The following is a 25,399-nucleotide window of genomic DNA, read 5'->3' as shown; positions in this document are numbered from 1 at the left end:
CCCGCACGTGCGGGCTTTTTTGTTGGGCTGGGTCGCGTCAGATATGCAGAAGTCGAACCCCGACGAACCATAGTACCCATTGCACGATCACGGCGCCGGCAACGTACGCGACGACGATATGCGCCGGTCGCCGACGGGAAAACACGAAAAATCCAAGGGCGGCGAACAGGATCGGCGGACCGAACAAGTAGACGAACAGATCGATCGTGGCGTGTGTCGTTGCGGCGCATGCGTCGACGCCGCCGCCACACGTCCCGGCCGGTGGCGTACACCAATTTTTGATAACCGTGCACAGGCGAGAATCGACCGCAGACCACGCGATCACGCTCACGAGCCCCGCAATCGCAAATCCGATCGTTCCCAATAGGCGCCGCATTATTTGATTTCCCAGAAAAGAATTTGCTTCGAATTCCGAAGGTCAGACCATCCGAACGATGTTCCTGCCGCGAACGACTGCAAACCGAGCACCCGGCTAAATGTCGCGACCGCATCGGGGGCGCTGCTCACGGTCAGGCGCGAGCCGTTCCACAGATCGATGTGCCCGCCGCTGGCGTTCGCGGCGGCTTCGCCGTCACGGGACCAGTAGCGCGAGAACTGGATTATGCCGGTGCGTCCCTTCACCTTCGATTCCCAATCGGCCCCGGTGATGTTTTCCGCTTTCGGCAGTCCGGCGAACGGCTGATGTTCCAACCATTCTCCGAGTTCGTCCGCGCGCGTCGCCGTAGGCTTTCCATCGAGGATGATTCGACCGATGGTCGGCGAGCCGGACATGGGCTTAACCGTTTTCTGCGAAAACGACTTCATGCCAACACCGACGCGGTGCAAGGTCACGCTCATGCGAATGGCGCATTGGTTCGTGTAATCAGGATTGTCGTACGGGTCGCCGGAAGGGTAGGCGTCCCAAAGTTCTTTGAATGTGATCGCCTTCACGGGGATTTCTTTCTGCGAGCCCGTTTGCGTGTTCGTGTCGATCTTGGTCGGTTTCGTGTGCGGCATCGATCATTCCCCGTGGTGCTTGGCGAGCGCGTCGTCGCCCCAATGAACGGTATAGGAACCCGGGTCGTCCCCGGTGTAGACGCGCGGCAATGTCCCGCTCGCGTCCAGGCGGCCGAAATGCACGCGGCCGTCGGCAGTTTCGATGTAGTACGGCAAGCCTTCGACCTGATGCTCGGTGGCTTTGACCTGCTCATCGAATGCACCTTTCTTGACCGATGCAACGCCTCCTGTGGCGGTCAGGCTCGACACAACCTTGCCTTGCCCTTCGATCATGTCGTCGCACCACGATTCGCCGCCCAGCCCGGCGATGATTTTCGGTGGCTTCGGGCAGCCGCACAGCACGATATCCTGATCGAGCGCGCATTCTCCCGACATGCTCATGCGGTACGGGCCGCCAGATTTCGCGATGACGCCTGTCGCCTTGCATGCAGCGCAGAAAGCCGGACCGCCGATTAACGCGATCTGATGTCCGTACATGGTGATGGGTGGTCCGCCGTGCGGCAGGACGTTGCCGCCGCTGGACAGCGTGTCCCCGACGACTGCGATTTTTCGCAACATGTGTGCGCCCCTCGAAAATGCGGCCTCGGCGCGTGGCGCGTCGGCCTCTCTCAGTTTTGTTCGGACGATTCGACGGGATTCTACCAATCCCGACCGGCAGGGGGTCACAACAACCACGTGTAGCAACGTCCCGCGCGGTCGGCTTCGTCCTGCGCCGCGTGCCACATGGAAAACAGGGCGACGGCGCATGGGAACGTCACGGGCGTTCCGTTGCTGTCGTTCCACCCGAATTCGGTGTTCCAGTAGCACGAGAAATAGCCGCCCATCGGTATGGTGACGCCGCGCGCGTCGAAGTAGAGGCGTGTGCGTACCATCGCGCGGAAATCTGCGTCGTGGCGCGGTGTCCCGCCGTCGAAGGTCATGATCGCGGCGCGCTCTTCGAAGAATTCCAACACGTTCTCGTCGTCGTCGCGCTGCATGATGCTCATACCGATGCTGTATGGATATACAGTATTTCGGGTGCGTCGGCTGGTGTCAACGCCGCGATTGGGCGCCCGGGGTGGTATAGCCGTTGGGCGCCGTTTATGGGGGAACGTAGGCAGGTGGCCCGATGCCGGTCCACAGTGGGCCGGAGCGCCACGCACGCGGCAGATCCGGCACGAGCGTGCGCCACTTGGCAAGCACGGCCGCGAACGTGCCTTCGCGTTTCGCTCGGCGGATTTTGTCGACCACGTTCCAGCCGCGAATGTAGTGCGTGAGGCTTCGTTGGCTCGACAGGTAATGCGGGGCGTGGACGCCGACCCATGCCAGCATTTCATCGGGCGGCACGTCCGGGGCGTTCGGGTCCGGTTCGATGTTCGCGCGTACTGGCGACGGCGGCTCGCCGCGCGCACCGGGCGTCGCCGTCTCGTGTGCTGCGCGGTTGGATTCGAGCGCCAGCAGGCGCAGGACTTCGATTCGATGCCACGGGATCGGCGAGCGCCCGGTGACGTAGTTCCGGACGGTGCGGGTGCAACAGCGGAGCGTCTGAGCGATTCGAGCGATGGACAGGCCGTCAGTGAGCGCGAGAAAATCGGATAGCGCGCCGTGACGGAGGTCGGCATTCATAGGCGTTGCGGGAGGCGAAACTGTGTAAGCGATTGTAAGTATGTTTACAAACAGTTTCCTTCAACCTGACAGAAGTACCGGATTTGCTAGCGACCAGACTTTACATAACGTGAATTATCGAAGATTTGTGTGTAGTAGCTTTTTAGAAATGTCGTGTTCTAGCCATTTAGAAATGTCGCGTTTGGACCTCGGTAAGCTTGCCGGCTCCCCGTCAGATCATGGAGCCGGCGATGCACCGAACAGCACTGGTGACATTGAACATGCGAGAACTCGACCGTCTGAAGGTAATCCAGGCTGTAGTGGATTTGGGCCTGAGGCCTGGCCGCGCGGCCGAACGACTGGGCCTAACGGTCCGGCAGATCGAACGGCTAGTGATTCGGTACCGGGAGTCTGGTGCGGCTGGACTGATGTCGCGCAAACGTGGTCGTCCGGGGAACCGGCGATTGGACGAGGAACTGGCTCGGAGAGCGCTGACGATCATTCGCGAGCGCTACGCGGATTTTGGCCCGACGCTGGCCTGCGAGAAGTTGTCCGAGTGCCATGGCATCCAGTTGGCCAAGGAGACGGTCCGGAAGCTGATGACGGATGCCGGTTTGTGGGTGCCACGCCGGCAGCGGCCGCCGAAGGTCTATCAGCCGAGGGCCCGGCGCGCCTGCTTGGGTGAACTGATCCAGATCGACGGCAGCGATCATCGATGGTTCGAGGAACGGGCGCCGGCCTGCACGCTGCTGGTGTACGTCGACGACGCGACGAGTCGGTTGATGCATCTGCACTTCACGCAGACCGAATCGACCTTCAGCTACTTCGAAGCGACGCGGGCGTATCTGGAGCGTTACGGCAAACCTGGAGCGCTCTACAGCGACAAGTACAGCGTGTTCCGCAGCCCGACCGCGGGCAAGACCGGAAGCAGCGTGACGCAGTTTGGCCGGGCCATGTATGAGCTGAACATCGATACGTTTTGCGCGAACAGCAGCTCGGCCAAGGGCCGTGTCGAGCGAGCGCATCTGACCTTGCAAGACCGGCTCGTGAAGGAACTGCGGCTGCGCGGGATCAGCACGGTAGCCGAGGCCAATGCGTATGCGCCCTCCTTCATGGCAGCCTACAACACACGCTTCGCGAAGCCGCCGCGCAGCGACTTCAATGCGCATCGGCCACTGCGAGACGACGAGGATCTGGATACGTTATTGACGTGGCGTGAAACACGTCGGGTATCGAAATCGCTGACCGTGCTCCACGACCGAGTGCTTTACTTGCTGGACGACACGCCGGTCAACCGGAAGCTGATTCACCGCTACATCGATGTATGGGAGTACCCCGACGGGCGGATCGAAATCCGAGCCGATGGCAAGGTTCTGTCTTGCCGTCTTTACGACAAGCTGGCGGAAGTCGATCAAGGTGCAGTGATCGAGCAAAAGCGATTGAGTCACGTGCTACAAGTTTCGCAAGCGCTTCAGGCTCAGCGCGACAACCGTCGAACCTCCGGATCGCCGTCGCGAACCAATCAAGGTCAGGCCGTCCGCGGTTCAAAGCAACCCGTTGGCACGAAGAAGCAACGTGCATTTACGCAGGCCGACGTCGAGCAGGTAATCGTGGATCTCGCCGAACACCGACAGGCACAGAATCAACCTCGCAAACCTGGCCGACGGTCTGCGAAGACCAACGCAGTAAGCGTAAGCGCCCTGCCCGATCAGGACCAGCTCTTCGACACGGCGTGATCTGCAGCCCATGAGAAACAAATCCTGAACCCCTGAAAACACGACATTTCTATTTAGCTGGCGCCACGACATCTTGAAATGGCTACGACAGTTGGTAAGTTCTGGGCTGTTGCGTATTTGGTCGCATGGAAGCTCCAGATACCACATTGGTGAAACGTACTTATGGTAGGTTTGGCCGTTGCGTTCTGTCCTGGAATTGTTATGTTCGTTCAGATCGATGCCAACACTGTGCCCCCGACGCTCCGTGGCGTCGCGCTGGTCGACAGCAATCACATTCCGAGGTACTGGGCCGCAGCCTGGCTCGTGGTCGCTGGATCTCAATGGGCGACGTCCACGCAGACAATGCGGCTGCGGTACGTCGAGAACCTATACGATCATGCGGACCGTACGTTCAAGACGAATGCGTTGGACGACGCGTTGTCCGAACTAGATGACGCTCGGCTCGCAGACATTCTAGAGTCGTGGTTTGTGAGCCTGCGCAACCAGCCGGTCGTCATGCGCAGTAACGAGGATCGTTGGCAAACCAGGCTGGCGTTCGTGACGTCGGTGGTCAACTGGCTGTCGAAGTCTGCGGACACGAAGATGCAGCAGATCGAAGCGAGAATCCATCGGCTACGCGTTCCTGTCCTTCTAGATTCGACGCTACGCGACGAACCGGATCGCGCTGTTCTCGATGGCAGCCTGGTTGCCGTATTGCCAAGTGATGTTGCGGTGTTCATGTCCGATCGGCAGACCCGAGTAGATCGGCAGGCCGAAGCCGCCCAGCACGTCGACAAGCATCTGCTCGAGCGTGAAATCCGCGCCGTCCGGGATCGGGCAGCGCGTGAATTGCCCGAGCACGAACGCGCGGGCCCCGTCGAACGCGCCGCTCAGACGCAGTTGCGTCAGGCTGCGGTCGAGCCGGTAGCCGAATTCCGTCACGTCCTCCAGCAGTACGATCGCGTCGCGTGAGCGAAGCGACCAGCGTGTACCCGCGACGCTCGCGAGCACCGTCACGTTGCCGCCGCACAGACGTCCCCGCACCGCACCAGGGGCGCCGGACAAATGCCGCAGGCTCAGCGGGGCGCGTTTGCCACCGGTCAGCACGGCGCGCATGTCGGCACGCGTCGCGTCGTCGACCTTGGTCGCCAGGCTGTGGAATGTCGGACCATGCAACAAGCACACGCCGGGCCGGTCTGCAAGCGCGCAGAATAGCGACGTCGCGTCGGAAAAACCGACGATCGTCTTCGGCGTCGCGATCTCGTCGGGCAGGTGCTCGAGCAGATGCGCGCAACCGAATCCCCCTCGCGCGAGCCAGACGATATCGATTGACGGATCCATCAAGGCGCGCCGCAGATCGTCTGCGCGCTCCTCGGCGGTACCGGCGAAATAGCGGTACCGGCTGCCGAGATGTGCGCTCGTCGTGACCTTGAAGCCCCAGCTTTCGACGAGCGCGATGCCGCGCTCGATTCCTTGCGGATCGGGCACACCTGCGGGCGCGACGACGCCCACTGTCTTGCGTCTTGATTCCATTGAACGGATACCGTGAGGATAAGAACCCGCTGAATATACCTGATACCCCTCGCGAGCCGCTCACACCTGCGAGGCGACATTGAACGCGGGGAGATGCCATTCTCCGTCGTCCGCGAATCCGATTCGCTTCCAGCGCCGCTTGAGAATCACAGTCGATGCAAAATCGCCGACCGATCGATGCGGATCCCATTCGATTGACGAACCAAGCAGCACGTCGAGCGGGTGCACCTCGGAGCCGTCCGCGTTGCGGGCCCTTCCCAGCGTCAACGCGTCGGTCGGTACCGCGGCGATTGCATCGCTGTCGAATCCGCGAAACGACGACAGCGCACGCTTCATCTGCGTCAGAATTCGAGATCAACCTCCCAGCGGCGGGTGAAATGATCTAGTCAGCTTGTGATTGAATGCAACGTCGATGCTAAGCAGAGGAATTCTTGGAAACCGGACTGTTGCGCCCCTTACCAGTGATGATCGCAACAGATCGAGGTGGACCGACGTGCAACAGCCCCCCAGCTGAGAAATCCGATAATCTGTGCGCAACCCACCTGTACTACGCCTAGAAATATAAGAGAAGCGTAGAACCAAGCGACGCAACACGGTCCCTCAAGTACCAAGATACAATTTTCCTGGTTGTGGTGGCTAGATTGAAATGACCGTACATGGACGCCCCCGGCTTGCCAAGCATTCAGTTCATGACGACATGAAGGTAGATTGCAACCGTACATTCGGACTTTGGTTGCGGCGATGCCGCTGTCCCTGATCGGTTCCGCTGGTCGGTTCCCCGTCGCTTTGGCGCACTCGCAGGTGCTCGGACATTCTCGGGTTCTACCGACCACGGTCTGACCTGTTTGCCATCACGTCATGACTGCCTGAGCAATCGGTGGTTGGTTTTCCTGCCGTACTTCCTGTACCGAATCGGCCGGACTGGTTACGCAGCAGCACCAGCGGATGGATAACCGGCCCGGTATTCTCTGTCGTGCGCCCAGAGCGCCCATACGGTCCGGGCGATTTTGTTTGCCAACGCAACGGCGGCTACATTGTGGTTACGGCGGCGGATCAGCTCGTGCACCCAGCCCTCACAATTGCCTTTTCGTCTGGAAGCAAAAATCACCGAACGCGCGCAGTGAATCAGCAATGTTCGCAAATAGGAATCGCCTCGCTTGCTGATGCCCAGCAGGTTTTGTTTCCCGCCACTCGAGTGCTGTCGCGGCACCAATCCGAGCCACGCCGCAAGCTGCCGTCCGTTCTCGAAGTGTTTGGCGTCACCGATGGTGGCCACCAGCGCGGTGGCCGTAACTGGACCGATGCCAGGTATCTTTTCCAACTTTTTCGCCAGATCGCTATTGCGATGCCACGCCTTGATTTGAGCGTCGATCTCGGTCACTTGTTGGTGAAGCACCTTCAGATGGGCCATCAGGCGCAGAACCAGTTGCCGGAACACGCCGGGAAAATCGTTCGACGCATCTTCAATAACGTCGAATACCTGGATCATATGAGCCATGCCCTGCGGGATCGAATATCCGTATTCGCCGAGCAATCCACGGATCTGATTTGCCTGCGCCGTGCGAGCACAAACGAAACCCTGCCGTGCACGATGCAAGGCAAGCACTGCCTGTTGCTCAACGTTCTTGATAGGCACGAAGCGCATGTTGGGCCGTATCACCGCTTCGGAAATCGCTTCGAAAATCGCTTCAGCGTCGGCCGCATCGTTCTTGTTTGTCTTGACGTAGGGTTTGACGAACTGCGGTGCCATCAACCTGACGACATGTCCCATGCTCTGCAGCTTGCGAGCCCAAAAATGCGCACTGCTACAGGCTTCCATTCCGATCAGCGCTCTCGGAATGTTCGCAAAGAACGACGCCATCTGCTCTCGTTTGATCTGCTTTCTCAGCACCACCCTGCCGTGCTCGTTGACGCCATGCAGTTGGAAGACATTCTTTGCCAGATCGATGCCAATAACCGTAGCCGTCATGATGGAAGCTCCTGTTCGTGGACGTGGGGCACACACAACCCCGCTTTGGCACGACCGCGACGTTTCGGTTGGGGGCGTCCATCCCATTGCTTTTCGGGCCGCGTAAGCTGTCCGGCCGCCGGGTGTCCGGCGCCGGAGGCTGCGATGGCTGCAATGGAGCGGATTACGCTGACGATGCGCGAGCTGGACAGGTTCAAGGTCATTCAGGACGTAGCCGACGGCAAGCTCAAGCCATGGCGTGCGGCCGAACGGCTGGAGTTGACGACACGGCAGATTCGGCGGCTGGCCGCCCGGCTGCGTGAGCACGGCCCGGCGGGATTGGTGTCGGGACATCGAGCGAAGTCCGGCAACCGTCGTCTGGATCCAGGAGCCGCCAATCGGGCACTGTCGATCATCCGAGATCGCTACGCCAATTTTGGCCCGACACTGGCCTGCGAGAAGCTGTGGGAATGTCACGGCATTCGGTTGGCCAAGGAGACGGTCAGGAAGCTGATGACGGACGCCGGGCTCTGGATTCCGCGCCGGCAACGTCCGCCCAAGGTCTATCAGCCGCGAGCGCGCCGGACGTGCCTGGGCGAACTGATCCAGATCGACGGTAGCGAACAAACATCCGCGGTTCGAGGAACGGGCGCCCGCCTGCACGCTGCTGGTGTACGTCGACAACGCGACAAGCCGGCTGATGATGCTGCACTTCACGCAGACCGAATCGACCTTCAGCTACTTCGAGGCGACGCGAGCGTACATCGAACGGCACGGCAAACCTGGGGCGTTCTACAGCGACAAGGCCAGCGTGTTCCGCAACGTGAAGCCAGGCAAGACTGGTAACCGCGTGACACCGTTCGGCCGCGCGATGTACGAGCTGAACATCGACTCGTTCTGCGCGAACAGCAGATATCTGCAAGCAGCATGTCCAACGAGCAGTCGTGACGGCACGGATGGCGTTGGCAAAGAACACGGCCGCGGCTGGGTTGATCGAATGCGATCAGGTAACGACGTCCCTCTCAACAGGGATAGTTTCTTGGCAAGCCGCTGTCCGTCTCTCAAGAAGCCATGTCGCTCATAGAAGCGGTGACCATCCGATCGGTGGTCGCCGCTTCCGCGTTGCGGACGGCCGTCGCGAGGTGCTTACACCTTTGCTTCGCTAGTTACCGAAGCAAAGGTGTCAACTCGATGGCGCACGCCCTGCTCTGGTGGGCAGGTTTCGGTGACGACTTTGCTTCGCTCGACGTCTGGCGCTAGCAAGAGCCTTCTTCGACCCAGTCACCATTCCGGCAGATTCGCGCGGTGCCGTCGAAGCAGGTCAGGTCGCCATTGTTCCACCACTGCTGCCGACCGGTGTTCCAGTAACACATCCCTGCGGCCTGAGGCGCCGGCTCGGCATCGGTACGGCTCGAGCCATCGCCGCCCGCGGACGTGGCCGCCGTCGCGATCGTGTACTGGCGATTGCCCCCGGATGGCGGGATCAACGGTACGGACACATTGGTCAGGGTGTAGCCGCGCGAATGGCCCCCCGCGGCGGAGTTCGCCGTGAATTTTTCAATCGCCTGCCCCGGCTGCGTGCCGTGCTGGCCGACAAAGAGGTAGTTCACATTGTCGTCGTCCCCGTCGATGACGGTCGCCTGCTTCTTCCAGTTGGTCATGGCCGCGCCGTAGCTCGCGAGCCATGCCGCCATTTGCCCGGTTGGGAAGCCGGACGTGGCGTGGACGGCGTAGACGGTCAGTGCGACGATGTAGGCTTTATCGGAAAGACCTTGCACGGACGTATAGAGATGGCCCCACATCAGATCGTTCTGGTCCGGCAGTCCGCTGTACGCTGCCGCATCGACCACGAGCTGCAACGTATCCGGGTCGAACACGGCGATCTGCGCCCCGCCTTCCTTGTAACCGCCGGTTTGCGGTGGGAGATTACTGGGGATGGTGTGGCCGCGGACCTGAATGAGACCGCTGTAGGACGTCGGTTCGTTAAACCCGGTCCTGGAAAATTCGGCCTGAAGATACAGCCCTTGATTCAGGTAGTCGTTCAAGGCATCGCTTATCGCCTGCCCCACGGACCCGGAAAATAAGCGTGACAGGTCACTAAGCCGAAAGCCGATGATCGCGGGCACAGCCGGGATCGAGGCAACCCAGCTGCGATAGGCGCTCGTGAAGCTGTCTTCGTAACCGGGGCTCGGGTTCAACGCTTGCAGCAGGCTGGTGTCGCCACCCGAGGCAGCCCAGGAGGTTCGACGATTTTCGACCCATTTCCTTGTGAGCTGCTGCCACTTGAGACTGGACTGCGCCGCGGCGTCCACGAACAGGCTTTCGAATTCGAGGCCGAGGTTCGCCTCGATCTGCATGCGGTCGGACGAGTAACTCGTGTCGGCAGCCGTGAGGTAGTTGAACTCGCCGCCCAGCGTCACCTGATCGATGAAATGGGTTCCCCACTTGCGGAAGACGCGGAAGAACAGGTGCCGGTTGAGATTGTTGAAGTTTGTCTGTTTGGACATAGCGAGAACGTCCGGGTCGTCTGCGAAGTCCTTGCTGATGTTCGGCGCCGAAACCTCCTGGAGTAGCGCGCTCCAGGTCTCGAAGCGGCCCGAAGCCATGCAGTACCAGTAGGTGTTTTCGCTTCCGGATTCCGCGCTGAAGGACGCATTGAACTCGCCGGAGAAGCCTCGATACGATCCGCTCACACCGGCCTTGGCGTCGAAGGTGCCTTGAAACTCCTGGCGGGTCCGGGTCGCGACAACCTGCGCCGACTGGGTGTGGTCGCCGCTTCCTTCCGTAATCGTAACGTTGTTCGGCACCGAATATTCCTTCTTGGAGAAGGGGTCGGTAAAGGTCGAGCCATTGCCGCTCGGCGGCACGAGGATGGCCTTGGTGGCCGACGACACGTCGTACGAACCGAGAATGTCGAAACCGAATCCGAGCAATCCTACACCGGGTATTGTCTGCATCTCGCACCCCATAAAAAAGTGAACAGCGGGAAGAAACTCGCCCCGAGTCTAGAATGCGGTGCCTGTGACCTTCTTGATAAAACTTGCGGTTTTATATTTTTGTTTGGGCCACTCACGCGTTACTAATGGAGAAATAATTCGAATGGCATAGCCAAATGCGTGCGCCGGATCCGGCGGATTCAAAACGCATGTGATGACCGGTTGAACGGTGAGCCGCAGTCGTGACCTGCGGCATGTGCGACCCGTACTGCATGGCGGAGGGTGCAAGCACGCTGCCGGGGAGCGGAATGGCTCCCGGGATGTTTCAGCCTTTACGATCCGGTTCGCCGCAGAGGAAGTACGACGTCGAGATCGAGTGCCTCCCCGGCGTTTCGCCACGGCGGAGTGCGATAGAACTCGTAGCCACCGTTAGCATCGGCGACGAACTCCGCCGCGACGCTCGGCAGCCATACGAGGGAGAGGACTCGATAGGTCGTGAAGATTTCGCTGTACCGTGAACGATGGGCGAGCGAGACATACGTGCCTGCTGTGAAATCGAGCTTTGTCAGGGCCGAACGATGAACCTCTCCACCGGGATCTGCAATAGCGCAGTCGTAGCGAATGAACTGGTTGTCGGTAATTTCGGGGTTGTCCTGGATGATGCCGATGGGCTGCACGGCGTCGAGCGCAATACCGGCGCGCTCCAGTGTTTTCGCGAAATGCTGCCAATGCGAAGGTACGTTGGCGTAGGGTCCGTAGAAGCGCATGCCGAGCAGGGCCAACGCCGGCCGTTCTCGCACCCGCACCTCCCGGGCACGCTCGTAGTCGCCCGCCTGCGGTGTGCTCGAAGCGTGACGCGCATAGACGCGGTATTGCGTGGGCACCAGACCGAATTGTCGATGAAACGCCCGCACGAACGCTTCGTGGCTGGCGTAACCCGCGCGCAGCGCGACGTCCAGTACTCGGTCCTCGCCCATGCACAGGTTGAGCGCGGCACGGTCGAGTCTGACGCGCCGAAGATATGCAGCCGGCGATTCGCCCATCGCGTCCTTGAAGTATCGCTGGAAGTGAAATGGACTTAGGTCGACGTATCGCGCGACGTCTTCGAGCCGCACGGGTTCGGCCGGGCTGCGCTCCATGAGTCGGATCGCATGTGCGAGCCGCCAGTCGTCGATAGCGGACGGCAGTGGGCCACGAGGTTTGTGCGGCGTTTGCGGCCCCGCCGGCGGTCGCGCGTAAATCAGTTGGGTCTCTCTCTCAATCAGTTTTTGCGCAGCGTCGGCGTAAAGATTGAAGGGCTCGTCCATGCTTTGATCTTTTGATTTTTAATTAAGAGTAAGCGTAGTGGAAATGGCACGCTCACGCCAGCCGCTCGACGACTCTCGAGGTGCGGGACACTACGCAAAGTACATAAAGCCGGCTGCGAGCGTAGACGGTCTCTTGCCAACGGCACGCCCAGCGGCCCATCGATCATGAAACGCCGTCTAACCGGGACGAAACTGTTCACGGAAATGAGCCACAGGCGCCGCTTTCCGCGAGTGCCGAACGGCATCCTCAGGAAATTGAAAAGTCCCCCACTTTATTTCGCTCTCCGTGTTGATTTGCACGTAAGCACCTCGCACCCCAAGGGGTGAGCCAACGTAACGTACAATTTTTTCCGAAGACTGCGGCCGCCAAGGCTTCGATGAACTGCCAGATCATTGCGGCATCCGGCAAAGGCCATTCGGCCGGGTCGAACATCGTGTCCGCGTCTGCATCGGCCCGCACGAATTTAACCAAGCGCGACCCTGCAGTCGGAACGAAGCCGTTGTTCCACGCGGAGGCTGTCTGGCGAACGTAGTCCGGATCACTGCCGGCGTACGCCATCACGTCGGCGAAAAACACTATAAAACGCGTACCACCGAAGTCAATTCCTACCGCCTCAATCGACGGATCGATCGACAGCGGCTCGGTCACCTCGATCTCGTCCGCGTCCACCGGCGCAGGAAAGAGATGTGCCGACAGTTCGGGCGTGCGGTAGTTGATCATTTTTGGCGTCCCTTCTGCCGGTCTGTCGCGCTACCTTGCGCTCCGCGGCGGATGATCTCGCTCGCGGAGGACATGCTGTTGAAGTTCGTAGATTCTGCTAATGCCGTCCGTTAGAGCGCTAATCGTTTCCGTTGATTCCGCTAACGCAACCGGCGGTAGTTCTTGAACATGCTCGCCTCTCGATAGCGACTCATCGCGCGCAGCACAGCGTCGAAATGACCTGACCGACGAAAAATTGAAGCGGGGACGGTTTCAAGGAGGGGCGATGCATGCGACAGGACGCACGTCGAGGTCGTGCTGGTCAACCTTGCGTCGGTCGAACTGGTGGCCGCATTGCTCGGCGGCAAGGTGGATATCGCGGTGGTCGAGCAGGCGGCGAGCGAGCCGGGCGGTGAATGCTTGCGGACCGAGCGGCTCATGTGGGTGGGCGCCAGCGGTGGCAACGCCTACATGAAACGGCCGCTGGCGGTGTCGATCGTCAGCGACGCATGCGTATTCCGGCCGGCGCTGTTCGATGCGCCGACGAAGCGCGGTATCGCATGGCGAACCGTCTTCGAAAACGGCGATATCGAGGCGACGAAAGCGACGGTCCGGCTGGACATGGCCGTGACTGCATGGTTCGCGTCGACGGTGCCCGCCGATCTGCAGATCCTGCCATTGCCGGCAGGTCTGCCCGAATTGCCTGATTTTGCCGTGACGCTGCACTTGCCGCCGTCGGGCCCTCGCCACTGATCGACGAGATGGCGAATTTCATCCGCAACGGGTTCCGCTACGTGCCGTCCGCCTACGTCGACACGCTTTCGGACTCCGCGGAGCGCGCGGCCTGACCATCCGGGCGCACGTACCCGAACGGGCCGCGCTACCGCATTTTTCCGCCATGGCCTGCCTGTAGGTCCTTCCAGTATCGTCGCGCGTGATCGCGCTATAGGATCGATGCGAGATCCGACCGGACCGGCTGTCGCGCCGCCCGTTTGGCGGCGCGCGATCGTATCGCATCGCTTGCCGCCGTGTCCGATCGTCACCCGCTTGTCCGTCTTCCGCGTCTCTGCGTCGGACGCACTTTCCTGAGGCATTTCATGACTATTTGGCTGCTGCAACTCGTGCTCGTGATCGGACTCTGCAACGTCTGCGGCCGCGTTGCCGAACGACTCGGCCAGTGCGCGGTCGTCGGCGAGATCGCGGCCGGCCTGCTGCTCGGGCCTTCGCTGTTCGGCATCATCGCACCTGATTTCTACGATGTGCTGTTCGGCCCGCGTGCGCCGTCGGGGATGGCGCAAGTCGCCGAGGTCGGTCTGGTGTTGCTGATGTTTCAGGTCGGTCTGCACATGGAGTTCGGCGTCACGCTGCGCGGCAGCCGGTGGCGCGTGCCGGTTGCGATTGCGGCGGGCGGCCTGTTCGTGCCGGCCGCGATCGGCATGATCGTGGCGGTCGTGTCGAAGGGGACGCTCGCCAGCGATGCGCCGGCGTTGCAGTACGTGCTGTTTTGCGGCGTTGCGCTCGCGGTATCGGCGGTGCCGGTCATGGCGCGCATTATCGATGACCTGACGCTCGGCGCGATGGCGGGCGCGAGGCATGCGATGTCTGCCGCGATGCTCACCGACGCGCTCGGCTGGATGCTGCTTGCGGCAATCGCATCGTTGTCGAACGGGCCGGGCTGGGCATTCGCACGCATGCTCGTCAGCCTGCTCGTCTATCTGGCACTGAGCGCGCTGCTGGTGCGCTTCGTGGTCCGCCCGACGCTCGCGCGGCTCGCATCGACGGCGCATGCCGCGCGCGACCGGCTGGCAGTATTGTTCTGCTTCGTGATGGCGTCGGCGCTGGCGACCTCGATGATCGGGTTCCACAGTGCATTCGGCGCGCTTGCCGCGGCGCTGTTCGTGCGGCGTGTGCCGGGCGTCGCGAAGGATTGGCACGATAGCGTCGAGGGCTTCGTCAAGCTGGTGCTGATGCCGGTGTTCTTTGCCCATGCGGGGCTGCATGCGTCGATAGGGACGATCGACGACTCGACTTCATGGCTGTGGTTCGGCGTGTTTTTCGCGGGCGGGTTCGTCGGCAAGTTCGGCGGCAGCTATCTGGGTGCGCGCGCCACCGGGCTTGCGCCGCACGACGCGATGCTGGTGGGCTCGCTGATGAATACGCGCGGATTGATGGAGCTGATCGTGCTATCGATCGGTCTGCAGATGCAGATTCTTCCGGCGCGTGTTTACACGATTCTCGTCGTGTTCGCGCTGGTGACGACGGCGCTGACCGCACCGCTCGTCAGGTTTACGCTGCGCATGCAATCGCGCTCGACGCGGGCGACTTCGGTCGCCGGCAAGTGAGGCGGTACCGGACGCGAGAGCGTCCGGCGCGCAGGGTGAAACGGGCGGGCGGCGCGGCGGATGCGAAGCCGACGCGCGGGCTCAGCCGCGGGTGACGGCATCCCACGCCAGCTTCAGGCGGCGCGCCGCTTCGCCGGCATTCCGGTCGCCCAGCATCGAGTACGACAGGCGCAGCGTGTCGGGTTCCGGCTCGCTCGCATGGAACGCCCTGCCCGGCACGAATACGACCTTCTCCCGGATGGCGGCTTCGAGCACGCGCGTCGACGAACTGCTGCCTTGGAATGTGGTCGACAAGCTGACGTCGGTCAGCTCGCATGGCACTGCCTGACTGCTTCATGGATCCAGATAGATCGTGCCCATGATCCACGATCGTGGGCACGATCTCACGTGATCCTCACGGAACGCTCCAGGCTCTCGCATCATGCCCCACTCGCGCGCGAATCTGGAACTGGTCGCGCCGAGCCGCTTACCTTGACTGACTTCCCTGCTCCATTGCTCCCCAAACCCCTGAATCGCGAAGCGAAGAATGGCGTCATCGAAACGAGGCATGGAACTGATCGATGACGGGGCGCGCGAACCGCTCGGCGATCCCCGCCTGGCGCTCTTCGAGGACGCTGATGCCGAAGCGCTCGGCGCCGACAACGTCGTCGTGCGTCCGCGTGCCCCTACCCAGGCACACCAAAACCAGCGGCGGCGCGAGCGACACCGACACGAAGCTGGTGGCCGTGAGCCCGAGCGGGCCCGCCGCGCCGTACGCCGTACGCCGTGATGACCGTGACGCCGCTCGCCAGGTTCGCGAGCGCCTGGCGGAACGACGCGGCCGAGACCGGCTCGGCCAGGGCCGCCGACTCACGCATCGCTGCTCACTCGCGGCGGTGCGGTCGAGCGGTCGCGTCGGCGACGCGGTCGACCCAGCCCCGGTAGAACGCGCGGTACTTGAGCACGAGCTTGTCGTACTTGCTGTACGCGCCGCCGCCGTCCGGCTTCATCCCGTTCCAGATTTTGACGTCGTACCCCGCGGCCTGTCTGGTCTGCAACCCGAACAGCACGTAGTCGGTCGCGCGGCGCAGGGCGCCGCCCACCTTCTTGATCGAGATGAGCATGTGCATGACGTTCTTGCCGTCGCTCACCGGCGTCACGCACTGGAGCAGCTTGTATTTGAAGTCTCCGTCCAGGGCGACGGTCATGACGCACCCGCCGGGGTAGCCATCGAAGTGCAGGTTCATCTGCGACATGTTCAGGCCGAGCGCGCGCGACAGCATGCCGAGGGGCCCGAAGTACCGATCCACGGTGAAGTCGATCCCGGCACCGAACCACGCGCCCGCCCGGGCCAGCGACTCGACCTCCGGCCACCGGCGCCAGTCGTCGAAGAGCTTGAGCTCGAAGGCCGAGATCGGGAGCGCGTGCACGGGGGTCGCGTGCTGCGCGTCGTAGAAGTTCTCGACGATCCGCAAGACCGCCGTCGTCGTCTCGAACGCGAAGTGCAGGTGCATGAAGTCGCCGTTGTCGACGTCGGCCGCGGCGATTTCGGGCAGCGGGTGCAGCGGCTGCGGGGAGCCGTACCAGACCCACACGTAGCCGTACCGCTCGGCGGTGACCAACGTCGGCTGGCGCGCCCCGCGCGGGACGGGCTCCAGCCGGCGCACCGCCGGGCTGTGGCCGGGGATGTGAACGCACTGGCCCTGCTCGTCGTACCGCCAGTGGTGAAACGGGCACTGGATGCACCCGTCCTCGACCCGCCCGTCGGCCAGGTTCGCGCCGAGGTGCGAGCAGTGGCGGTCCATCACCACGGCCCGCCCCGTCGCGCCGCGCCACGCCACGCACGGCCGGCCGAAGAGCGTCAACTCCGTCGGCTTGTCCTTGAGGTCGTCCGAGCGCATCGCGACGTACCAGCTCGCGGCCAGGCGCGTGGTCGCGTCGTACGCCGCCGGGGGATGCTCCTTGACGCTCGCTTGATCCAATTGAATGTCGTCCATCGTTTTCGTGTCGTCGTCGGCCGACTACTTCAGCGCCAAGTCGATGCGGGTCCTGACGTACGCCTTGAGCAGCGCGAACATCGGGTTGTAGTCGAAGTACTTCTTCACCTCCGCCGGCGCGCTGGTCTGCGTCCAGTGCATCAGCTTCATCGCCTGCAGCAGGCTGTACTTCGAGTTGTTGAGCTGCGGCCTGGCCCCGGTGATGCAGTACCCGAAGCCGAACATCGGCTTGGCGAAGTCTCGTTCGTTGATGAGGGCGTGAATCCGCGCCGCGGCCTCCTCGGCCGGCTTGCGCCCGGCGCTCACGGCCTCGACCTCGGCTTTGGCGTCGTTGAACAACTGGTAGTACCCCTCCATGTCCGCGCACAGGTACCCGAGGTACGGGGGGTTGTCGTCGAGGTGATCGAGGTCGCCCTCGTCGCGCGACGCGCGGAACCTCGCGTGGGCTTGCACGAGCCGGAACTGCCCGAGGATCGTGCCGACCGCCCACAGCCGGTGGAACGCGTCCCACAGGCGGAAGTCCGAGAACGCCGTGTAGCAGCAGCTGACGAAGTCGTCGTTGTGGTCCAGAAGCTTCTGCTGCAGGCGCTCGATGTACTCGAAGCGCTCGGGGGAGAAGTCGTCGTCGCGCAGCGCCTTGATGAGGCGCGCCGCGAGCGCGTGGATGGTCACCGCGGTGTTCTCGAGCCCCCGGGAGAAGAGCGGGTCGATGAACCCGTTCGCGTGCAGCATCAGGCAGTAGCGGTCGCCGACGCAGGCGTTCGACGAGAACTGCAGGCGGTCGGTCTTGACCCAGTCGCGCACCGGCACGGCGTCCCGGAACTGCGCCCCGATGCTCGGGAACCGCGCGAGGAACTCGTCGAATTCCTGCTGCGCGGAGATGTCCGTTTTCGGGTAGACACGCGGGTCGAGCTGCAGGCCGACGCTCACCAGGTTGTTGGTCGACCGCGGGTGGTTGTTGAACGGAATCACCCAGAGCCAGCCGCCCGCGAACATGTGGTGCAAGGTCCCCTCGTGCCAGCGCCAGCGCTGCCCCTTGACCTTGAAGATGTCGTCGAACGGCTTGACCCCGAGCATGTGCGTGTAGAGGCTGCGCGAGTGCGTCTTGAAGCGACACGGCTCTTCGCGGAGCTTGAACTTGGTCGCGAGCGGCGCGCGGGGTCCTCCGCAGTCGACCATGTACCGGCCGGTGAACCGTTCGCCCTGGGCGGTGGCCACCGCGACGCCGTCTTTGTCGGCATGGTATTCGGTCACGTTCGTCTTCTGGCGGACCGTGCAGCCGTATTTGATGGCGGCTTGCAACAGGTAGGCGTCGACGTCTTGCCGGTAATAATGGCTCTCCGGCCCCCACGGCAGCTCGGGAATGACGCACTGCGTGAACTCCTTCGGGTCGTGCTCCTGGCCGGGCTTGTGGAACACGAAGCCGAAGTTGCGCTTGATGCCCGTGCTCGACGCGACGTAACGCTGCGTCGAGTAGAACGACGTGATGTGGTCGAGCTCCGGAATGCCGTAGCGATCGGCGATGATGCGGTTCATAAGGGACGTCTCGGGGATCGACGATTCGCCGATCGTGAACCGCGGGTGCGACGACTCCTCGATGATCAGCACGCGAAACTGCTGTTTGGCCAGGATGGCCCCCATCTGGGTGCCGGACATGCCCGAGCCGAGGATGATCACGTCGAAGTGGTTGCTATCGCGCCCGTCCGCGGGGCTTTTCTGAGTCATGGGGGCAAACTCTCCTTGTGAGATGGAACACATGGCCGCGCGCGTCAGGCGTCAGTGCTCGTCGAGCGCGGCGCGGAGGCGGAACCGCGCGGCCCGCGTGAGCGTGAGCAGATCGCCGAGCATGCTGGGCGCGTACCCCCCGCTGCCGATCGTGGGGCCGCTTCGCCCGGCTTCGTACGTCCGCTCCGCCAACTTGAGGTGAGGCGCCCGGAAGTGCAGCAGGACCTCGAAGACCCGCTCGAGGGCCGCCAGCCCGGCCCCGACGGGCTCGCCCCGCACGCGGGCCGCTTGCGCCTCGTCGAGCGCGCGGTCGACGAGCGCCGGCTCCCCGGCGAACCGGGCGTAGACCGCCCTGAACGCGGGAAGCACATAGGGCAGGTACGTCTCCTTGAATTCTCGATAAGCCGGGTGGTCCGATTGCGAGCCCCACAGGACGTGCTCCAGCACGAAGAGGGGCATTTCTACGGCACCGGGGCCGAGGTAGCTCTGGCCCCCGACTCGAATCGGTTCGTAGTAGGGGCGGAGCTCGTCGTAGAAGACTTGCGGCGAGATGAAGCGGTAGGCGTAAACGATCGATTCGACCATTTTCTGAAGATAGGCCGCCAGCTCGACGCACCCTTGCTCGAACGCGGGCGACCTCAGGGGCACGTCGGACAGCTCGACGGTCAACGCGATGGCCGCCTCGAGGGACGCCATCGAGATGCGTACGCTCTCGAGCAGGTGCGCTTCGTCGCGGAGCCCGGTGTAGCTCCGTTGCGCGTCGGCCGCCGCGGGGTTCCAGACCGTTACATGCAGGAGCGTCTCGCGCGGCGGCAGGTCGGTCACACGCGCCAGGTCAAGCAGCACCGGCTCGAGCCCGGGCACCGCGTCCACGGGCTCGTGTCCGTGCCGCTTGAGCGACCCCAGGAAGAACCCGATGTCCCGCATCGCGGCGGCCGCTTCGACGAAGCCCCAGCCGGAGGGCACGCCGCTCGCCGGGAGGAACTCCCGCAACAGGCCGACGATGCCGGGCACGTCCTTCTTGCGATTCAGGCCCGGCAGCTGCAGAACGAGCGCCCGCGCGTGCAGCGGATCGCAGGCCGCCACCGCGGCGTGCGTGGCCGCGAATGCGCATACCCGGCCCGGGGCGCGCTCCACTACAGGATCTCCGGCGCCGCGACCGCCGGCCCGGGCTGGCTGCGAGACCGCCCCGCGCCGCCCTCACGCAGCGATCGCAGGTAGTCGTAGTTCGTCGGCAGGCTCGTCCGCAGACGCTCGGCCTCGCGCCGGATGCGGGCGAACATCGCCTCGGCCTTGTCGATCGACTCCGGTCGGTGCCGCAAGAGCGGCAGCGACCGGTCGGGCAGCATGCCCAAGCCGGCAAAGATGCAGTAGTAGTTTCCGTTCAACCAGAAGTTCTTGAATTCGTAGTCGAACGTTTCGTAGTACGTGGCGTCGTCGAATGATGTGGTGGTCAGCGGCAGCCCCGCCTTGTAACGTTCAACCTTCTCCTTGATGGCGTCCGAGAGCCGCAGGTCGTGCCGGTTCGCGCGCCAGAACGGTGTGTCTTCGCGCGACGTGGTGAAATAGTGCGCCTGGACGAAATCCCGGCAGTCGTCGAACATGTAGACGATCTCGGCGTTGAACGCGTCTCTCAGCCGCGAATCGAACGCGGTGTCGGGGAAGTGCTTCACGAGCTGGTAAAGCGCCGCGTAGATGAAGTAGATCCCCGTCGATTCCAGGGGCTCCAGAAAGCACGACGACAGCCCGATAGCGACGCAGTTGTTGACCCACGCCCGCCCGTTGCGCCCGACCCGGAACTTGATCTGGTTGAGCGGCTGCTTGTCCGAGAGGCCCCAGAGGTTGAGGAAGTCGGCAGTGGCCTGGTCGCGCGAGGTGAACTTGCTCGAGAAGACGTAGCCGCTGCCGAACCGGCCCAGCATCGGAATCTTCCAGGTCCACCCCGAGTTCATGGCGATCGCGGAGGTGTACGGCTCGATCCCCACGCGCGCGTCGTCGTTGGGCACGGCGCTGGCGACCGCGCTGTCGCACAGCAGGTAGTCGGACATGTCGATGAAGGGCTCCTTCAGGGCCTGGTTGATCAAGAGCCCCCGCATGCCGGAGCAGTCGATGAACAGGTCCGCCTCCAGCGTCCTCCCCTCCTTGGTGGACAGGCTGGAGATGTAGCCGCGCTCGTTCAGGTGAACCTCCACGACCTCGTCGACCACGCGGTTCACCCCGCGCTCGACGGCCCAGCGCTTCAAGAAATCGGCCACCAGGTGCGCGTCGAAGTGCCACGCGTGGGGCATCTGGCGGGTGCCGTCGGGCAGGCACGGTGCCAGCTTGCCGTCGAGCGCCTCGGGCTGCGGGTAGCAGGCGTACTCCATCGGCTGCTGGAAGCCCTGTTCGCGCTTGCGCAGCCAGTAGTGCGTAAGCGGCACGCCATCGCAGTTCGGCACGCTGCCGAACAAATGGTAGAAGTAATCGTCGCGCGAGTGGTCGGGGGACTTCCTCCAGTTCACGAACTTGATGGCGGCCTTGAACGCGCCGTTCACCTGGGGCATCCACTCCCGCTCCGGTATCCCGAGGAAGTCGAAGAACACCTTCTGCAAATTCGGGATGGTCGCCTCGCCCACGCCGATCCGGGGGATCGCCGCAGACTCGATGAGCGTAATGTTCGCCTGCTGCTGGAGCGCCCGGACGAGGTACGAGGCGGACATCCAGCCCGCGGTGCCGCCGCCCACGATGACGATATTCTTGATCGGGTTGCTCATGAAACTCTTCCCATAGGAGATAGTGCCGCCTTATCGAGCTGAACTCGCAACTCGTCCGGTAACGCGTCATGACGTGTCTTGCCCATCACGAAAAATGACACCGGGAAGGCGTAGTGAATCGCAGTGAAGTTCGGCAACTGTCCGTGAAAAGACCTTCCAACCGCCCATCGCCTGACGACAACACACCGTCCAGCGCACCGGTCCGGGGCAGTTTTGCGCGCATCTACAAAATTACGGTTTAATTACGATTGAAGCTCAACTGTGGTCACGATACATCCCGATGTATTGTCAATTCCTGCCTTGAAACTTACGCCGGTGATGTAAGCTGTTTGAAGAACTTGATTAATTGCTGGATTATTGGAATTGATTGGCCAGTCGTTGCTATCGTTGCACGCTGATGCCGATCCGAAGTCGACGGAAAAATGATAATGGAAATATGTGCCATCATTGACTTGGCTCTTTATGGCGGAAACGGTCAAAACTCCAGCATTGGTGACGGCCGCAAATGAAGTTGCATCCAAGATGGAGAAAGCCAAAACAGCAAGCGCGATTTTCTTCATTTAAATTCCTCATAAAAATCAAGGAAAATTCAGAACATCAGCAACTTCACATCCTTTTCGATTCGTCAAAAGTTGAATGTCCGCAGGAAAATCACTCCCGGAGGGCAACATAAAATAAACGGTATCACCTGGACGATCGGAAGTACAGAGTCCTTGTCCGTTTTTTATAAATTATTTGCCGCTCTTGTTTATGCCGGGCAATTCAGTAACCAATCAGGAAATTTGTTTCGCGGTGTTATGCCGGGAAATTCAGTAACAATCAGGAAATTTATTTCGCGGTGATGTGTCGTTTAGTTTCATTATTCGACCGCACGGCATTGGGTACGTCTGCGAGCGAATCGGAAAGAGTGACTGACTCATGACGGTCGACACAACGATCCAAAGGTTTGTGCTGCACGTCGATCTGCGTCAATCCCGAGTGCTCGCAAAACATCCGAGCCGCAGGTCCGCCTCGAGCAGCGGCTACAACTCCGGCGTGTGGCCATGGTGACCCGTTGCGGACGTCCGCTCCGCCGACTTGATCAGCCCGAAGAAATCAGGCAGGTCACGAATGACAATTTCATGCGGCAGTGCAATCGCACACCCGAGCAAGCCCGCCAGCGAGCGACCGTCGTGCCGGTCGGCCGTTTCGGGCGAAGGTGATCGCTGATCGCCGGTTTCCGAAACGAGCAATCATCGACGAATCGGCCGGTTCTCCGGGTGTTGCCCACGTCAACGACATTTATTGTCCGCACTACACTGCACCGAGCCCCTTGCCGACCGTCAGTACCCACCATGCCCGCCACCGCCCTGCAATTCGCGCTGCTCGCCAAGCAGCAGGAAATCGCGTCCCTGCGCCACCTGGCCGAGCAGATCGAACTGGTCGACCTGCTCGGCCGCCTGATCCATGCGCTGCAGCGTGAGCGCGGCGCCACCAGCATCTATCTGGCGTCGAGCGGCAGGCGTTTTGCCGCGGAACGCGCGGCATCGCGCGACGAATCGGCGCCGCTCGTCGCTCAGTTGCGCGAACGCCTGGATCTGGAGCTGACGCCCGCGCGCGGCTCGACGTCGCGCCTGCTGTCGCTGATCGCATGGGTGTTGCTCGACCTGGAATCGCTGGATGTGCTGCGGGATCGGATCGGCCACCTTGCGCTGTCCGCGCCGGATTCCGTCCAGGCGTTCAGCACCGTGATCGGCGGCCTGGTGGAGCTGATTTTCCAGCTCGCCGACAGCGCGGCGGATCCGTCGGTGTCGCGCATGCTGATTGCACTCGTCCATGTCGTCGAGGGCAAGGAGGAAGCGGGACAGGAGCGCGCCGTCGGCGCGCACATGTTCGCGGCCGGCACGTTTTCGGCGGACCAGCAGCAGCGCCTGCTGTATCTGATCGCCGCGCAGGAGCGCAGTCTCGAAGTCTTCGCGAACTTCGCGAGCGCGGCGCAAAACGCATGGCGGGAAACACGCATGACGGAGCCGCACGTGGCGACGCTCGAGAAGCTGCGACGCGTACTGTGCACGGCACACGCCGGCGATGCGCTCGATGCCGGCCTGAGCGAAGCATGGTTCGACGCCGCGAGCGCCCGCATCGATGATCTCTGGCACCTTCAGATTGCGCTGACGCTGCAGGTGCAGGAAACGTGCGACGCACGAATCGACGACGCGCATCGGACGCTGCGCGACTCCGAGCGCCTGATGGCGCAGTTGCGGAACAATCCTCCCCCGCATATCCAGGCGCTCGCCCATTTCTTCGCCGGCGATCCGTTGTCGGCGCGCACGGCGGTTCACGAACTGCCGGAACGCCTCTCCGGCTCCGACCCGTGGACGCTCGCCAGCCTGAAATCCCTGCTGGAGTCGCAATCGGCGCGACTGGCCGGCGCGGAGGTCGAACTCGACGCGGCACGTCGCGCCCTCTACGAACGCAAGCTGGTGCAGCGCGCGAAAAACATGCTGATGACGCGCTTCAACCTGCGGGAGGACGAGGCGTATCGGATGCTGCAGAAAGCGTCGATGGACGGCAATCGGCCGCTTGCCGATATCGCTGAAGACGCGCTGACGTCCCCCGAGCGATTCGTCGACGAGCACGCGCAGCCTTCCGCGCGGCGACCTGCTCAACGAAGCGCGCCGGAGGCGCCGCGCGACGACGACACGACCTGACCGGAACGCGCCACGCACCGCGGCAGCGCGCGCAGCGCGTGCAGCGCGTGCAGGACGTGCCGATTGCACCGTGCGAGTGCGATTCGCCGCGATCGGCTGCGGCCGTCGCACCCGGTATTTCGCGTCCAGCCCGCCTGCATCGCGATATCCCCGTCACTGGTATGAAAATTGCGAACATCACGCTCGTCAGGCTAATGGCGGCCTGACGGTCGCGCCATGTCGAACCGTGGCGGCCGATCACGTGGATAACAGCGTCCGCGCCAGGCACCCGCATGTCGAGCGAGTGCCTGGCGCGGTTTTTTTTGCCCGTCCAACTTTACGAGCGCACACCATGGCCTACCTCACGCCCAACGAATTCGTCACCAGGATGGTCGACGCCGGCGAATCGAAACTGTCGATGTCGACCCGCGATACACTGATTCGCGCGTACATGGCGGGTGCGATCCTCGCGCTCGCGGCCGCCTTCGCGGTCACCATCACGATCAACACCGGCAACGCACTGGCCGGTTCGCTGCTGTTTCCGGTCGGATTCTGCATGCTGTACCTGCTCGGCTTCGACCTGCTCACCGGCGTCTTCACGCTCGCACCGCTCGCGGTGATCGATCGCCGGCCCGGCGCAACCTGGGGCGGCGTGTTCCGCAACTGGGCACTGGTGTTCTTCGGCAATTTCGCGGGCGCGCTGACGGTCGCGCTGTTCATGGCGATCATCTTCACATTCGGCTTTTCGGAAGCGCCGAACGCGATCGGTCAGAAAATCGGCGGCATCGGCGAAGCACGCACGCTCGGTTATGCGGCGCACGGCGCCGCCGGCATGCTCACGCTGTTCGTGCGCGGCGTGATGTGCAACTGGATGGTGTCGACCGGCGTGGTCGCCGCGATGATGTCGACGTCCGTACCCGGCAAGGTGATCGCGATGTGGATGCCGATCCTCGTGTTCTTCTACATGGGCTTCGAGCACTCGGTCGTGAACATGTTCCTGTTCCCGTCCGGCCTGATGCTCGGCGCCCACTTCACGATCGTCGACTATCTGCTGTGGAACGAGATCCCGACGGTAGTCGGCAACCTGGTCGGCGGGCTGGTGTTCGTCGGCGCGGCGCTATACAGCACGCACTACAAGACCGCGCCGAAACGCGTGCCCGCTTCGCCGGTGGGTGTTATCGCGCGCAAGGCCTGATCGCGCTGCGGCAAGCCGTG

General features: G+C 62.5%; 23 protein-coding genes and 1 pseudogene. 6 read left to right on the top strand and 18 right to left on the bottom strand.

The annotated features are described in order from the left end of the window. Nucleotides 1-37 precede the first annotated feature (37 nt). From JYG32_RS20215 to JYG32_RS20195, 5 genes are all read right to left on the bottom strand, one after another. On the bottom strand, nt 38-331 hold the full coding sequence (locus tag JYG32_RS20215) for a hypothetical protein (RefSeq protein ID WP_249744832.1): 294 nt from the start codon (nt 329-331) through the stop codon (nt 38-40). Between the two features lie 44 nt (nt 332-375). Further along, complete coding sequence (locus JYG32_RS20210; protein ID WP_213266700.1) at nt 376-996, bottom strand: type VI secretion system amidase effector protein Tae4; 621 nt, start codon at nt 994-996, stop codon at nt 376-378. Between the two features lie 3 nt (nt 997-999). After that, nucleotides 1,000-1,554: a PAAR domain-containing protein gene (locus tag JYG32_RS20205; protein WP_213266699.1), complete on the bottom strand. Its 555-nt coding sequence runs from the start codon at nt 1,552-1,554 to the stop codon at nt 1,000-1,002. Nucleotides 1,555-1,658: 104 nt separating this feature from the next. After that, nucleotides 1,659-1,982 (bottom strand): hypothetical protein, encoded by a 324-nt coding sequence (locus tag JYG32_RS20200; RefSeq protein WP_249744831.1) that lies wholly within the window; start codon nt 1,980-1,982, stop codon nt 1,659-1,661. A gap of 94 nt (nt 1,983-2,076) precedes the next feature. Next, on the bottom strand, nt 2,077-2,601 hold the full coding sequence (locus JYG32_RS20195) for an IS21 family transposase (RefSeq protein ID WP_213266698.1): 525 nt from the start codon (nt 2,599-2,601) through the stop codon (nt 2,077-2,079). Nucleotides 2,602-2,831: 230 nt separating this feature from the next. Between JYG32_RS20195 and JYG32_RS20190 the strand changes: the two genes are divergently transcribed. Next, nucleotides 2,832-4,316, top strand: coding sequence for an ISNCY family transposase (locus JYG32_RS20190; protein ID WP_213264851.1), 1,485 nt, complete (start codon nt 2,832-2,834; stop codon nt 4,314-4,316). A 642-nt stretch (nt 4,317-4,958) separates the two neighbouring features. Here JYG32_RS20190 and JYG32_RS20185 read toward each other — a convergent pair. The 3 genes from JYG32_RS20185 to JYG32_RS20175 all read right to left on the bottom strand — a co-directional run bounded on the left by JYG32_RS20185 (nt 4,959) and on the right by JYG32_RS20175 (nt 7,797). Continuing rightward, complete coding sequence (locus JYG32_RS20185; RefSeq protein WP_213266697.1) at nt 4,959-5,828, bottom strand: S66 peptidase family protein; 870 nt, start codon at nt 5,826-5,828, stop codon at nt 4,959-4,961. Between the two features lie 60 nt (nt 5,829-5,888). Then, nucleotides 5,889-6,164 (bottom strand): hypothetical protein, encoded by a 276-nt coding sequence (locus JYG32_RS20180; RefSeq protein ID WP_174381363.1) that lies wholly within the window; start codon nt 6,162-6,164, stop codon nt 5,889-5,891. A 589-nt stretch (nt 6,165-6,753) separates the two neighbouring features. After that, nucleotides 6,754-7,797, bottom strand: coding sequence for an IS110 family transposase (locus tag JYG32_RS20175; protein WP_213266696.1), 1,044 nt, complete (start codon nt 7,795-7,797; stop codon nt 6,754-6,756). A gap of 144 nt (nt 7,798-7,941) precedes the next feature. Here JYG32_RS20175 and JYG32_RS20170 point away from each other — a divergent pair. Next, nucleotides 7,942-8,768, top strand: a pseudogene (locus JYG32_RS20170) (ISNCY family transposase); the annotation flags it as partial. Between the two features lie 264 nt (nt 8,769-9,032). On the opposite strand, the gene JYG32_RS20165 reads toward JYG32_RS20170, so the two are convergent. From JYG32_RS20165 to JYG32_RS20155, 3 genes are all read right to left on the bottom strand, one after another. Beyond that, a complete protein-coding gene (locus tag JYG32_RS20165; protein ID WP_213266695.1) occupies nt 9,033-10,733 on the bottom strand; it encodes an MAC/perforin domain-containing protein in 1,701 nt (566 codons plus the stop codon). A 311-nt stretch (nt 10,734-11,044) separates the two neighbouring features. Beyond that, the gene (locus JYG32_RS20160) at nt 11,045-12,019 is read right to left on the bottom strand and encodes an AraC family transcriptional regulator (RefSeq protein ID WP_213266694.1); all 975 of its coding nucleotides are present in this window, start codon (nt 12,017-12,019) and stop codon (nt 11,045-11,047) included. A 247-nt stretch (nt 12,020-12,266) separates the two neighbouring features. After that, the gene (locus JYG32_RS20155) at nt 12,267-12,740 is read right to left on the bottom strand and encodes a hypothetical protein (protein WP_213266693.1); all 474 of its coding nucleotides are present in this window, start codon (nt 12,738-12,740) and stop codon (nt 12,267-12,269) included. 294 nt (nt 12,741-13,034) lie between these two features. Between JYG32_RS20155 and JYG32_RS20150 the strand changes: the two genes are divergently transcribed. Beyond that, the gene (locus tag JYG32_RS20150) at nt 13,035-13,472 is read left to right on the top strand and encodes a hypothetical protein (protein ID WP_249744830.1); all 438 of its coding nucleotides are present in this window, start codon (nt 13,035-13,037) and stop codon (nt 13,470-13,472) included. A gap of 344 nt (nt 13,473-13,816) precedes the next feature. After that, nucleotides 13,817-15,061 (top strand): cation:proton antiporter, encoded by a 1,245-nt coding sequence (locus JYG32_RS20145; RefSeq protein ID WP_213266692.1) that lies wholly within the window; start codon nt 13,817-13,819, stop codon nt 15,059-15,061. Between the two features lie 81 nt (nt 15,062-15,142). On the opposite strand, the gene JYG32_RS20140 is transcribed toward JYG32_RS20145, so the two are convergent. From JYG32_RS20140 to JYG32_RS20110, 7 genes are all read right to left on the bottom strand, one after another. Next, nucleotides 15,143-15,355 carry a hypothetical protein gene (locus JYG32_RS20140; RefSeq protein WP_249744829.1) on the bottom strand — a complete coding sequence of 71 codons (213 nt, stop codon included), beginning with the start codon at nt 15,353-15,355 and terminating at the stop codon, nt 15,143-15,145. A gap of 238 nt (nt 15,356-15,593) precedes the next feature. Beyond that, nucleotides 15,594-15,767 (bottom strand): flavin reductase family protein, encoded by a 174-nt coding sequence (locus JYG32_RS39715; RefSeq protein WP_433960879.1) that lies wholly within the window; start codon nt 15,765-15,767, stop codon nt 15,594-15,596. Nucleotides 15,768-15,924: 157 nt separating this feature from the next. Next, a complete protein-coding gene (locus tag JYG32_RS20130) occupies nt 15,925-17,037 on the bottom strand; it encodes a Rieske 2Fe-2S domain-containing protein (protein ID WP_213266690.1) in 1,113 nt (370 codons plus the stop codon). Between the two features lie 24 nt (nt 17,038-17,061). Then, complete coding sequence (locus tag JYG32_RS20125; protein WP_213267429.1) at nt 17,062-18,762, bottom strand: NAD(P)/FAD-dependent oxidoreductase; 1,701 nt, start codon at nt 18,760-18,762, stop codon at nt 17,062-17,064. Between the two features lie 51 nt (nt 18,763-18,813). Continuing rightward, nucleotides 18,814-19,899: a monodechloroaminopyrrolnitrin synthase PrnB family protein gene (locus JYG32_RS20120; protein ID WP_213266689.1), complete on the bottom strand. Its 1,086-nt coding sequence runs from the start codon at nt 19,897-19,899 to the stop codon at nt 18,814-18,816. Next, nucleotides 19,899-21,515 (bottom strand): tryptophan halogenase family protein, encoded by a 1,617-nt coding sequence (locus tag JYG32_RS20115; protein WP_213266688.1) that lies wholly within the window; start codon nt 21,513-21,515, stop codon nt 19,899-19,901. The genes JYG32_RS20120 and JYG32_RS20115 overlap by 1 nt, the downstream gene beginning before the upstream one ends. A 242-nt stretch (nt 21,516-21,757) precedes the next feature. Continuing rightward, nucleotides 21,758-22,075, bottom strand: a complete 318-nt coding sequence (locus JYG32_RS20110) for a hypothetical protein (protein WP_213266687.1) — start codon at nt 22,073-22,075, stop codon at nt 21,758-21,760. Between the two features lie 702 nt (nt 22,076-22,777). Here JYG32_RS20110 and JYG32_RS20105 point away from each other — a divergent pair. Both JYG32_RS20105 and JYG32_RS20100 read left to right on the top strand, forming a co-directional pair. Beyond that, on the top strand, nt 22,778-24,205 hold the full coding sequence (locus tag JYG32_RS20105; protein WP_249744827.1) for a nitrate regulatory protein: 1,428 nt from the start codon (nt 22,778-22,780) through the stop codon (nt 24,203-24,205). Between the two features lie 331 nt (nt 24,206-24,536). Beyond that, entirely contained in the window at nt 24,537-25,379 is an 843-nt protein-coding gene (locus JYG32_RS20100) for a formate/nitrite transporter family protein (protein WP_213266686.1), read from the top strand. The last annotated feature ends 20 nt before the right edge of the window (nt 25,380-25,399 follow it).

Source organism: Burkholderia pyrrocinia (assembly GCF_018417535.1).
Classification (GTDB): domain Bacteria; phylum Pseudomonadota; class Gammaproteobacteria; order Burkholderiales; family Burkholderiaceae; genus Burkholderia; species Burkholderia pyrrocinia_E.
Note: the sequence above shows the minus strand (reverse complement) of the source record. Positions and strands in the feature narration are given on the sequence as shown.